The following is an 11,770-nucleotide window of genomic DNA, read 5'->3' on the forward strand; positions in this document are numbered from 1 at the left end:
GTCAGCTCAGCTCGTAGGGGCTGGCGACGGGGAAGTAGCTCTCCAGGAACGGCAGCAGTACCGCGTGCTGGTACGCCAGCTCCTCCGGCTGGGAGTAGGCGTCGTTGAGACAGAACGCGTCCCAGTCGCGGCGGGCCAGGATCCGGCTGAGCCGCGCGGCGAGGTCGGGCACGGCGAGCTGGACATAGCCGTACCGCACGGTGCCCGGCAGCGCCCGGCCGGTGTGGTAGGCGTAGTAGTGGTAGAGGTTGGAGACGGTGGACAGGTCTTGCGTGCTGCGGAACCGCGAAGCCATGGTGCGGGCGTACTCGTCCGGGAAGTCCGCCTCGAGCTCGCTCATCACGCTGCGCCGCAGCGCATAGGGCACGTGCTGGAAGACCTGGGTGATGGTGACCCCAAAACGCTCCTCCAGCAGCCGCCGGTTGTTCTTGCAGGCCGCGTCGACCGGGGTGTCGTCCGCCGAGACCGGGCCGAGCGGCACGTGCCCCTGCGAGAGGAAGAAGCGGGACAGCCCGTTGGAGAGGAAGAACGACTGGGGTGCCAGCGGCCGGCCGATGAACATGTCGTCGTTGAAGTAGACGAAGTGCTCGGCGAGCCCGTCGATGTGGTGCAGCTGGCTCTCGATGGCGTGCGAGTTGAAGACCGGGAGCACGCTCGGGTCGCTGAAGATCTCCTTGTGGCTCACCACCCGCAGGTTCGGCCGGCCGGTGTCCAGCCAGTCCGGCACCTGGTCGTCGGTGACGATGAAGATGTTGCGCACCCACGGCGCGTTCGCGTGCACCGAGCGCAGCGAGAACCGCAGCTCGTCGCGGCTCAGGAAGCGGGCCGCGCTGGCCGACTCCTCGTGGTAGGTGTCGCCGGTCACCTGGGCCCGGCGGCGCTGCCAGGCCGGGTCGGTGCCGTCGACCCAGGTGTACACCACGTCGATCGGGAAGCCGATGTCGTCCGGCAGCGTCACGGTCATCTCGGGCCGGGTGCGCACCGGCGCCGGGCCGTCGCCGCCGAGGCGGGTGAACCGTTCCGCCGGGGCCGGCACCGTCGCGGCGCCGGCCGGTACCTGGGCGGTGGCCCGGTTCGTGCGGGGCGCGGTGAGCACGCCGGCGCCGTCGGCCTCCCAGAACTCGACGTCGCACCCGTACTCGCGGTCGTGGACGAGGGTCCGCGCGGGATCGGTGCGGAACCAGAACAGCCGCAGCACCTTCGCCTGACCCGGCCGGCGCCAGGCGCCCGGCTCGCCGGCCGCGCCGAACAGGTCCCGGGCCGGCGGCCTGGGCAGCACCGCGGCCACGTACGCGGCGGAGTCGCGGCCCAGGGCGCGCAGGCACGCGAGCACCTCGGCGCGCCGGTCCTCGCGGACCGCGACCACCGAGGCGCAGTCCTGCGTGCCACGCACGACGAAGTGTTCCAGCCCGGCGGCCTCGAGCGCCCCGGTCACCGCGGTGAGGTTGAGGGACCGCGCCCGCAGCGGGGTGAGCCCCTCGTGCACGTGGACCGTGCGGGGCAGCAGGTCGATGGTGAGCTCGACGCGCCGCTCAGCCATGGTTCTCCCGCACGTACTCCCTGGTGTGCTGCCGCGGCACGAGCCGCTTGCCCTGCCGGGCCGGTGCGCGGGCCAGCTCGGTCGCGCTGAAGGCGGACCGCTCCTCGGCGATGTCGTCGGGCAGCTCGAACGGCGACCGGAACGGGAAGTAGTGCGGCAGGAAGTCGGCCATCATCGCGGCCTGCTCGGCCAGCGCCACCTCCGCGGAGTCCGTGTCGTTCAGGCAGAAGACGTCGCAGTGCCGCTTGGCCAGCAGGAACGCGAGTTGCACCGGCGTCGAGGGGTGTGCCAGGTCGGCGTAGGTGTACTTGATCGAGCCGGGGACCGCCCGCTTGGTCAGGTAGGCCCAGTAGTGCTGCAGCGACGACGGGATCGACAGGTCGTCGGGGTGCCGGAACTGGTGCTCCGCGGTGCGCAGCACGTCCTCGGGCAGGGCCTGCTCGATCTCCTCCAGCACGCTCTTCTGCAGCGCGTACGGCACGTGCTGCATCTTCTGCGCGATGCTGACCCCGAAGCGCTCCTCGATGTGCCGGCGGTTGTTCTTGCCGGCCGCGGTGACCGGCGCGTCGTGCACGGTGGCCGGCCCGGCCTCCAGCTGCGCCGTCGACTGGAAGAACTTGGCGATGCCGTTGGCGTGGAAGAACGCGGTCGGCAGCACCGGGCGGCCGAAGAACATGTCGTCGTTGAAGTAGATGAAGTGCTCGGCCAGCCCCGGGATCCGGTGCAGGCGCGACTCGATCGCGTGCGAGTTGAAGGTCGGCAGCGCGCCGGTGCCGCCGAACAGCTCACGATGGCTGACCACGGTGATGCGGGGGTCGGAGTCGTCCAGCCACGGCGGCACCTGGTCGTCGGTGACCAGGAAGATCCGCCGGATCCAGGGCGCGAACGCCGCCATCGACCGCAGCGAGTAGCGCAGCTCGTCGCGGCTGATGAACCGGGACTGGTTGGTGGCGATGGTGTTGATCCGCTGCTGGCCGAACGCGGCGAGGGCGGCGTTCTTGCGGCCCAGCCAGTCCGGGTCGCCACCGTCCACCCAGGTGTACACGGCGTCGATGGGGAAGCGCACCTGCTCCGCCGCGGTGCCGGCAAACTCCTCCCGGGTCCGGTACCGCCGCCCGGCGTCGTCGTCCGGCATGAACGGGCTCAGCGCGGCGGCGCCGACGTGCCGGACCTCGGCGTGCGCCGGCAGGGCGGTGGCCACCGCGTTGCCGCGCGGCCCGACGATGGTGTCCGGCGCGCCGTTCGTGCCGGGCACCCGGCGCCAGAACTCGATCTCGCAGGCGGATCCGCTGCCCAGCACGGTGGTGCCGCGCGGGTCGGTGATCGGGAAGTAGACCTGTACGCCGCTGCGCGCGGTCCGGCCGGCCCGGAAGCCGCGGTCGGTGACGTCGCCGGCGCGGATCCGGGCGTCGGTCAGTCCGGGCGCGGCGTGGAGCGCGGCGAGGGTGCGGGCACGGTCCTCGACGGACACCGCGACGGCGCTGTGCTGGTAGCCGCGCGGGCGCACGCAGAAGTAGTCGATCCCCGCGGCCTCCAGGACGGCGACGACCGCGTCCAGGTTGCGCCGCCAGGCCCCGGCGGGGGTCGCGGCGACCGCGACGCGCGCCTGCACGGCGGCGCCCCGGTCGCGGGCCCGGACCAGGTCGCCCGCCACGGCCGGCGAGCCGAGCGCCCGCTGCCGGGTCAGCCGGCGCACCAGCCAGAGGCGGCGGTCCGGCGGCAGCGCCTCCAGCAGATCCAGCCGGCGGCTCTTCGGCAGCAGGCGGTACAGCTTGTGCGCGATCATGCCGATTCCCCCAGTTCGCAGCGGAATCCCCGGCCGGCCGCCGGCATCGTCTCAATCAATTTCCTGGACAACGGTCCCCCGAAATTCATCGCAATCATGGGAACGGCCGGGTAGTTGAAGATCACCATGCGACGGTGCCTGATGTCCGGCCATCATCGACCGTTTCGCCGCCGGTTAACAGCGGCTGAACGGCCGATGTGCACTGTGTACCACACGGGTGAAAGCCGCCTGGAAATGCCTTACTGAATCGCAAAAGCGCAGCTCAAGGCCGTCGAATCGAATGATCCGACGGCGGTGAAACGGACGCGCGACAATGGGCGGTCGGTGGCGTGTATCCCCCGATCGTGCCAATCGTTTCGCGCCGATTTCCACATTCACTGATCTGTCAGCTGCGCGACACCGTCATCTGTTCCGCTCCTCTTTCCGCCCCGCTGTGTGGCTCGCCTACTTAGGACGCCGGACCTCGGTCGCCCGGGCGACAGGCGTTGTGTAACGGATTGATAACGGCCGCGGTGGCGATGAGTACGCGTACCGATGCCGGATCGGCCGCGGTCGGCGAGACTTGCGGTCATGAGATCCAGGAGCCGGACCCGCATCCTGACCATGACCCTGCTCGGCGCGGCGGCCCTGGCGGCGGCCCTGGCGGCCGCGGGCTGCTCGTTCAACGAGGCGATCTGCCGCGGCGGCGAGTACCCGGTCACGGCGGTGGGCACGACCGGGCGCGACTGCGTCGCGGAGGACCGGGAGCCGCCGGCCGGCTACGTGCGCTTTCCCGAGGGCAAGGTGCCCGAGCACGTCGGCGACGAGTGGGACGAGTACTGGAAGACCCACATGATCGACGAGACCGGCGCCGTCGTCGAGGTCTGACGTCCACGAAATCCGGGTGCGGTGCCGGCCGCGGCCTGCCTACGGTGACCGGATGTCCATGGAAGCCGCCCGCGCCGCCGACGTTCTCGCCCAGCTCTGCGACAGCACGCGGCTGTCCGCGTTCGCCGAGCTGGTCCGCCGCGGCGCAGAGGGCGCCACGCTCGCCGAGCTCACCTACGCACTCGACCTGCCGCTGCCGAAGACCGGCGACGCCCTCGCCCGGCTCGTCGGCCTCGGGCTGGCCACCGGCACCGGCAACGGGGTGTACCGGGCGCGGCCCGAGGGGCTGCGCGAGGCGGCCGCGGCGGTCGACCGGCTGCAGCCGATCGCCGCGCTGCTCGCGGACTACCCGCAGCTGCGGGCCAACTTCTCGCACGGCCGGCTGGCCACCATGCCGCCGACGCTCAGCGAGCGCACACCGCTGCTGGGCGAGCTGCTGGCCCGGTTCCTGGCCCTCGACGGCCTGTGCGCGGAGGACGAGATCAACCGCCGGCTGGCCGAGGTCACCGACGACGTGGCGGGGGTGCGGCGGATGCTGGTCGACACCGGCTGGCTGGAGCGCGACCGGGCCGGCAGCACCTACGGCCCGGGTCGCCCGCTGCCGGTCGGCTGATGGGCGACGGCGGCGCCGGGAAGGCCGGCGCCGCCGCCACTGCCCCTCTCACCGGGCGTCCTGGATCACCTCTACCGGGGTGATCAGCCTGCGGTCGGCGCCGACCGTACGCAGCGGGCCGGTCAGCCGCACGGAGCCGCGGCACGGAAGGTTACCCGCCGACGTGCCGACCATTATCTCGATCTCGCCGGGCTCGACGACGCGTTCGAGGTCGCGGCCCGTGAACGCGGTCCGGTCGGCGTGCACCTGGAACCGGACCTCCGCGCCCCGGCCCGCCGCGAGGTGCACCCGGGCGAAGCCCGTCAGCTGCTTCACCGGGCGGGTCACCTGTGCCACCGCGTCGTGCAGGTAGAGCTGGACCACCTCGTCGCCCGCCCGGGCGCCGGTGTTGCGGACCCGGACCGACACGGTGAACTCGCCGTCGGTCGGCACCTGTTCGGCGTCGATCGCCAGGTCGCCGACCTCGAAGCTGGTGTACGACGACCCGTGGCCGAACGGGAACAGCGGCGTCGGGTCGAGGTTGCTGATGTCCGTGTGGTCCGCGCCGAGCGGCGGCTGCAGGTAGGTGCCCGGCTGGCTGCCCGCGTACCGGGGGATCTGCACCGGCAGCTTGCCGCCGGGCTGGATCCGGCCGCTGAGCACGCCGGCGATCGCCGGGCCGCCCTCCTCGCCCGGCATGAACGCCTGCACCAGGCCGGCGGCGCGGCCGTGCACGTCGCCCAGCGCGTACGGGCGGCCGGAGACGACGACCACCACCACCGGCGTGCCGGTGTCCAGGAGCTCGGCCAGCAGGTCCGCCTGCACCCCCGGCAGGCGCAGGTCCTCGGCGTCGCAGCCCTCGCCGGAGCTGCCGCCGCCGAACATGCCGGCGAGGTCGCCGACGACCGCGACGCACAGCTCCGAGTCGCGGGCCGCGGCGACGGCGGCGGCGAAGCCGGAGCGGTCCGCGCTCTGCACCCCGCTGCCCCGCTCGTACACGATCTTGACGTCCGGCAGCTCCAGCCGGAGCGCGTCGACGACCGACGGCACCTCGATGCCCATGCCGAGGCCGGGGTGGCGGGGCAGGACGTGGTTCGGGAACGCGTAGCAGCCCATGAACGTACGCGGGTCGTCGGCGCACGGCCCGACGACGGCCACCTGGCGCAGCGGCGGGCGGTCCGCGCCCAGCACCGGCAGCGCCGTGCCGGCCTCGAGCAGCACGATCGAGCGCTCGGCCACCTCGCGGGCCAGCGACCGGTTGGCGGGCGAGTCGAGGTCGGTGCCGGCCGCCCGCACCACCGAGGCCTCGGGGGTCCAGTCCGGGTCGAGCAGACCGAGCTCGGCTTTCTGAGTGAGCAGCCGCCGCGCGGCCCGGTCGACGAACTCCTCCGTGACTTCGCCGCGGCGCACCCGCTCCACCAGCGCGGCGCCGTAGCCGAGCGTGTCCGGCAGCTCGACGTCGATGCCGGCGGTGAGCGCCTGCACGCCGGCGTCGGCGGTGTCCGCGGCGACGCGGTGCATGGTGGCCAGGAAGGGCACGGCCCAGTAGTCGGAGACCACCGTGCCGGTGAAGCCCCACTGCTCGCGCAGCACCTCGGTGAGCAGCCACGGGTCCGTCGCGGCCGGCACCCCGTCGACGTCGGAGTACGAGTTCATCACCGAGGCGGCGCCGGCGAGCTTCACCGCGGCCTCGAAGGGCGGCAGGATCATGTCCATCAGCTCGCGGCGCCCCATCGGCACCGGGCCGTGGTTGCGGGCGGCGCGGGCGGCCGAGTAGCCGGCGAAGTGCTTGAGGGTGGCCAGCACGCCGGCGCTCTGCAGCCCGCGGACGTACGCGGCGCCGAGCATCGACACCAGGTACGGGTCCTCGCCCATGGTCTCCTCGACCCGGCCCCAGCGGTAGTCGCGGACCACGTCGAGCACGGGGGACAGGCCCTGGTGCACGCCGGCGGCGGCCATGTCCCGGCCGATCGCCGCGGCCATCCGCCCGATCAGGTCCGGGTCGAAGGTCGCGCCCCAGGCGATCGCCGCGGGGTAGACGGTCGCGCCGAAGGTGGTGAACCCGGTCAGGCACTCCTCGTGCACCAGCGCCGGGATGCCCAGCCGGCTGCCCGCCAGCACGACACGCTGCTGGCGGACCACCTCGGCCGCGCCCTCCTCGACGGTGACCGGGATGCCGCCGTACACCCGGGTGAGGTGGCCGAGCCCGTGCCGGCTGGCGTCCTCCAGCGACACGGTGCCCGCGGCGGCGAAGACGTCCTGCATCGGCGCGACGTTGTGGCCGGGGTCCGGTTCGAGGTCCGGGTCGGCGTCCGTCCGGACGGTCTCCTCCTCGACGGACTTGCGGACCCAACGGCTGCCCAGCTGCGCGACCTTCTCCTCGAGGGTCATCTGCGCCAGCAGCAGGCTGACCCGGTCGGCGACGGGCAACGTGTTGTCGTGCCAGTCAGGTGTCGTCACGATGGTTCTCCTTACGAGCCGGACGAGCGTCGGGCTCCGAAACTTTCGGGCTTTCGGTGAGATCTGGCCGCGACCGGATCGTGACCTGAGGCGCCCTCGTCTTGGTGCTCCACGCGCTGCGATGGGGTCCACTCTCGCTGGTAAAGCACGAGTCTTTCAAGGGCCTTGACACGTCAATCGCGAAATCCTACGTTAACCAAATCTCTCGGTAACTTGCGGTTGTCGATCGAAAGTTCCAGAATTCGGGACCAGGATCGACGGCCCACCCCCTCAGCCATCGACTCGCCGCATCAGTGCGGCACTCGAGTACGGAGATCAGCGTGGAGCGCAGCCCGATATCGCGTCGCAACTTCCTCAGCCTCACCGCCGCAGCCGGCGCCGGCGCCGCCCTGGCCGCCTGCGGCAGTTCCGGCCCCGGCGGCGATTCCAACAGCGGGGACAAGGGTGGCACCGCCACCTACTGGTTCCTCACCGGCCAGCCGGGCGAGGGGATTCGGCAGACCGCGGCCGAGCGGTTCAACAAGGCCAACCCGAACAGCAAGGTCGAGTTCACCGCGTTCGAGAACGACGCCTACAAGCAGAAGATCAAGACGGCCATCGGCGCCGGCCAGGCGCCGACCCTGATCTGGGGCTGGGGCGGCGGCGGCCTGAAGAGCTACGTCGACGCGGGCCAGGTCGAGGACCTGACCGGCTGGTTCGGCGAGAACGCCGCGGTCAAGGACAAGCTGTTCCCGTCGTCGTTCGGCCCGGCCACCATCGGCGGCAAGATCTACGCGATGCCGTGCGAGACCGTGCAGCCGATCATCCTGTACTACAACAAGAAGGTCTTCGAGAAGGCCGGCGCGCAGCCGCCGCAGTCGTTCGAGGACATGATGGCGCTGGTGCCGAAGTTCAAGGCGGCCGGCGTCGCGCCGTTCTCGCTGGCCGGCAAGTCCCGCTGGACCAACATGATGTGGCTGGAGTTCCTGCTCGACCGCATCGGCGGCCCCGAGGTCTTCCAGAGCGTCTTCGACGGCCAGAAGGACGCCTGGTCCAACCCCGCGGTGCTGGACATGCTCACCAAGATCCAGCAGATGGTGAAGGACGGCGCGTTCGGCAAGGGCTTCTCCTCGGTCGACGCCGCCGGCAACGCCGACCAGGCCTTGCTCTACACCGACAAGGCGGCCATGATGCTGCACGGTGGCTGGACCTACGGCAGCATGAAGAACGACGGCGGCAACTTCGTCTCCGGCGGCAACCTCGGCTGGATGAACTTCCCGCCGGTCGCCGGCGGCAAGGGCGACCCCACCAACACGGTCGGCAACCCGGGGCAGTACCTCGCGATCTCGTCCAAGGCGACGGCCGAGCAGAAGGAGACCGCGAAGAAGTTCTTCACCAGCGGCGTGCTCGACGCGGACGAGACCAAGGCCTGGATCAACGACGGCGGCTCGGTCCCGGTCGCCAAGGGCACCGAGGCCATCCTGGGCGCCTCGCCGGACGCCGCGTTCCTGAAGTTCGTCTACGACACCTCCGTCAACGCCAAGACCTTCGCGCAGTCCTGGGACCAGGCGCTGAGCCCGACCGCCGCCGAGGCCCTGCTGGACAACATCGCCAAGCTGTTCCAGCTGCAGGTCTCGCCCCAGCAGTGGGTCACCAACATGAACCAGGTCATCGGCAAGTGACGGCCCTTGCTCCGCCCCCGGACGCACTGGCGGGACGCTCCTCCACCGGCGGGCGGAGCAAGTCCGTGTCCTGGATGGTGCTGCCGGCGCTCGCCATGTTCGTGGCGTTCGGCGTCGTGCCGCTGCTGGGCGTGCTCGGCCTGAGCTTCACCCAGTGGGACGGCATCGGCGACATCCACCCGGCGGGCCTGGACAGCTGGCGGCACGTGCTGACCGAGCCCGGGCTGGCGCACGCGGTCTGGGTGACGTTCCTGGTGATGGCGCTCTCCTGGCTCTTCCAGACGCCGCTGAGCCTGCTCATCGGCGTCTTCCTCGCCTCGCACAAGCGCTACCGCGGGCTGCTGGCGGTGCTGTACTTCATCCCGCTGCTGCTGAGCTCGACGGCCATCGCGATCACCTACAGCGCACTGCTGAACCCGAACTTCGGGCTCGGCGCCGGGCTGAACATCGAGCTGCTCAACCAGGACTGGCTGGGCCAGGGCAACCTGGCCCTGTGCGTGGTGGTGTTCGTGGTGTCCTGGCAGTTCATTCCGTTCCACTCGCTGATCTACCAGGGCGGCGTGCGGCAGATACCCAGGTCGATGTACGAGGCGGCGGAGATCGACGGCGCCGGCCGGGTGCGCACGTTCTTCCACATCACGCTGCCGCAGCTCAAGTACACGATCATCACCTCGTCGACGCTGATGGTGGTGGGGTCGCTGACCTTCTTCGACCTGATCTTCGTGCTCACCGCCGGCGGGCCCGGCGACGCCACCCGGGTGCTGGCGCTGGAGATGTACCAGCTCGGGTTCAAGGCGAACCTGATGGGACCGGCCAGCGCCATCGCGGTGATCCTGGTCCTCGTCGGCCTGGGTCTGGCCCTGCTGCTGCGCCGGATCGGCGGCGGCAGCGCGTCCGACAGCCAACTGGAAGGTGCCTGATGGCCATCTCGACCCGGCCGGCACTGCCGACGACCGCGGGACCGGCGGAGGCCGGGCCGGGCGGCCCCCGGCGCATGGGCACGGCGCTGCGCGGACGGAACTGGATCGGCGGCGGCTTCGGCTGGCTGTGGCTGCTGGTGGTGATGCTGCCGATCTACTGGATCGTCATCACCAGCTTCAAGACGCGGGCCAACTACTACGCGCAGAACCCGCTCGTGCCGCCGGCCGATCCCACCCTGGACAACTACCGTCAGGTCATCGAGTCCGACTTCGCGCGGTACTTCACCAACAGCCTGGTGGTCACGGCGGGCGCGACGCTGCCGGCGGTGCTGATCTCGTTCATGGCGGCGTACGCGATCGTCCGCGGCGGCGCGGGCAGCCGCTTCCTGCGCTCGGTCAACGGCCTGTTCCTGATGGGCCTGGCCATCCCGTTGCAGGCGGTCGTCATCCCGATCTACCTGATCATCATCCGGATGCAGATGTACGACACCCTGATGGCGATCATCCTGCCGTCGATCGCGTTCGCCATCCCGTTGTCGGTGCTGGTGCTCGCCAACTTCATCCGGGACGTGCCGAAGGAGCTGTTCGAGTCGATGCGCATGGACGGCGCCTCCGAGTGGGGCACCCTCTGGCGGCTCGCCTTCCCGCTGACCCGGCCCGCGCTGGTCACCGTGACCATCTACCAGGGACTGGGGGTCTGGAACGGTTTCATCCTGCCGCTGATCCTCACCCAGAGCCCCGATCAGCGCACCCTGCCGCTCGGGCTGTGGAGCTTCCAGGGCCAGTACGGCGTCAACGTGCCGGCGGTGCTCGCCTCGGTCGTGCTGACCACGCTGCCGATCCTGATCTGCTACGCGGTCGGCCGGCGCCAGCTGCTCAGCGGCCTCACCGCGGGCTTCGGTAAATGACCGGGGCGGCCGTGCTGTCCCGGACCACCAGCTCCGTCGCCAGCTCGACGCGGGGCGCCTGAAGGGTCTCGCCGCGCGCCATCCGCAGGATCGTGCGCGCGGCGAGCCCGCCCATCTCGGCGAGCGGCTGCCGCACCGTGGTCAGCGGCGGCGAGGACCAGCGCACCTCGGGCAGGTCGTCGAAGCCGACCACGCTCAGGTCGTCCGGCACCTGCAGCCCGCGCCGGCGCGCGGCCTCGTACACCCCGAGCGCCATCTGGTCGCTGGCGGCGAAGACGGCGGTCGGCGGGTCGTCCAGGTCGAGCAGCCGGCCGCCCCCGGCGTAGCCGGACTCGTGGCGGAAGTCGCCCGGCACGATCAGGGCGTCGTCGACGGCGAGGCCGGCGGCGTCGAGCGCGGCCCGGTAGCCGTCCAGCCGGGCCCGGCTGCAGAGCAGATCCCGGGGGCCGGCGACCAGGCCGATCCGGCGGTGCCCGAGGCCGATCAGGTGCTCGGTGGCGCTGAGCCCGCCGGCCCAGTTCGTCGCGCCGACGGTGGGCACGTCCGCGCCCGCGCCGTTCGCCGGGTCGATCACCACGGCCGGGATGTGCAGGCGGCGCATCTGTGCGAGGGCCGGCGAGTTCACGTCGGTCATCACGAAGACGACGCCGTCGGAGGTGCGCGCCCGCAGGTTCGCCAGCCACTGCCGGATCGCCGTCGCCTCGTGGTGCACGGCCGAGACGACCGTGCCGACCCCGGCCGCGTGCGCGATGTCCTCCACGCCGCGGATCAGCTCGACCGCCCACGGGCTGTCCAGGTCGTTGAAGACAAGATCGATCAGCTGCGCGCGGCCTGGCTGCCGAGAGTTCCGGCGCCGGTAGCCATGCTCGCGCAGCAGCTGCTCGACCCGTTCACGCGTCTCCGACGACACGTCCGTACGCCCATTGAGCACTCGCGATACCGTCGGAACGGACACCCCGGCCGCGTCGGCGATGGCCGCGATGGTTACCCGTCTGCCGTCCTGGGACATCGCCACCATCCTCGCTTCCGGACCCTC

The 11,770-nt window shown here is 71.4% G+C and carries 9 protein-coding genes; 5 read left to right on the forward strand and 4 right to left on the reverse strand.

Annotated features, from left to right (window positions below):
• Nucleotide 1 precedes the first annotated feature (1 nt).
• A complete protein-coding gene (locus ACIBSW_RS21710; RefSeq protein WP_354730277.1) occupies nt 2–1,540 on the reverse strand; it encodes a stealth family protein in 1,539 nt (512 codons plus the stop codon).
• Nucleotides 1,533–3,326, reverse strand: coding sequence for a stealth family protein (locus ACIBSW_RS21715; protein ID WP_354730275.1), 1,794 nt, complete (start codon nt 3,324–3,326; stop codon nt 1,533–1,535). The genes ACIBSW_RS21710 and ACIBSW_RS21715 overlap by 8 nt, the downstream gene beginning before the upstream one ends.
• 570 nt (nt 3,327–3,896) lie before the next feature.
• On the opposite strand from ACIBSW_RS21715, the gene ACIBSW_RS21720 reads away from it, so the two are divergent.
• Both ACIBSW_RS21720 and ACIBSW_RS21725 read left to right on the forward strand, forming a co-directional pair.
• The gene (locus ACIBSW_RS21720; protein ID WP_354730273.1) at nt 3,897–4,193 is read left to right on the forward strand and encodes an SCO0607 family lipoprotein; all 297 of its coding nucleotides are present in this window, start codon (nt 3,897–3,899) and stop codon (nt 4,191–4,193) included.
• A gap of 52 nt (nt 4,194–4,245) precedes the next feature.
• Nucleotides 4,246–4,806 (forward strand): DUF2087 domain-containing protein, encoded by a 561-nt coding sequence (locus ACIBSW_RS21725; protein WP_354730271.1) that lies wholly within the window; start codon nt 4,246–4,248, stop codon nt 4,804–4,806.
• Nucleotides 4,807–4,854: 48 nt separating this feature from the next.
• Here the strand turns inward: ACIBSW_RS21725 and ACIBSW_RS21730 are convergent, their stop codons facing one another.
• Nucleotides 4,855–7,245 (reverse strand): glycoside hydrolase family 3 N-terminal domain-containing protein, encoded by a 2,391-nt coding sequence (locus ACIBSW_RS21730; RefSeq protein WP_354730640.1) that lies wholly within the window; start codon nt 7,243–7,245, stop codon nt 4,855–4,857.
• A 320-nt stretch (nt 7,246–7,565) separates the two neighbouring features.
• Here ACIBSW_RS21730 and ACIBSW_RS21735 point away from each other — a divergent pair, with 320 nt between their 5' ends.
• From ACIBSW_RS21735 to ACIBSW_RS21745, 3 genes are all read left to right on the forward strand, one after another.
• Nucleotides 7,566–8,906, forward strand: a complete 1,341-nt coding sequence (locus ACIBSW_RS21735; RefSeq protein WP_354730638.1) for an extracellular solute-binding protein — start codon at nt 7,566–7,568, stop codon at nt 8,904–8,906.
• Between the two features lie 74 nt (nt 8,907–8,980).
• Nucleotides 8,981–9,826, forward strand: a complete 846-nt coding sequence (locus ACIBSW_RS21740) for a sugar ABC transporter permease (protein WP_354730642.1) — start codon at nt 8,981–8,983, stop codon at nt 9,824–9,826.
• Entirely contained in the window at nt 9,826–10,734 is a 909-nt protein-coding gene (locus ACIBSW_RS21745) for a carbohydrate ABC transporter permease (RefSeq protein ID WP_354730636.1), read from the forward strand. Before ACIBSW_RS21740 ends, ACIBSW_RS21745 begins: the two co-directional genes overlap by 1 nt.
• Here the strand turns inward: ACIBSW_RS21745 and ACIBSW_RS21750 are convergent.
• Nucleotides 10,712–11,743: a LacI family DNA-binding transcriptional regulator gene (locus ACIBSW_RS21750; RefSeq protein ID WP_404799418.1), complete on the reverse strand. Its 1,032-nt coding sequence runs from the start codon at nt 11,741–11,743 to the stop codon at nt 10,712–10,714. The genes ACIBSW_RS21745 and ACIBSW_RS21750 overlap by 23 nt on opposite strands.
• Nucleotides 11,744–11,770 lie beyond the last annotated feature (27 nt).

Origin of the sequence: Actinoplanes sp. NPDC049668, from assembly GCF_044465445.1 — a bacterium.
Lineage (GTDB): Bacteria > Actinomycetota > Actinomycetes > Mycobacteriales > Micromonosporaceae > Actinoplanes.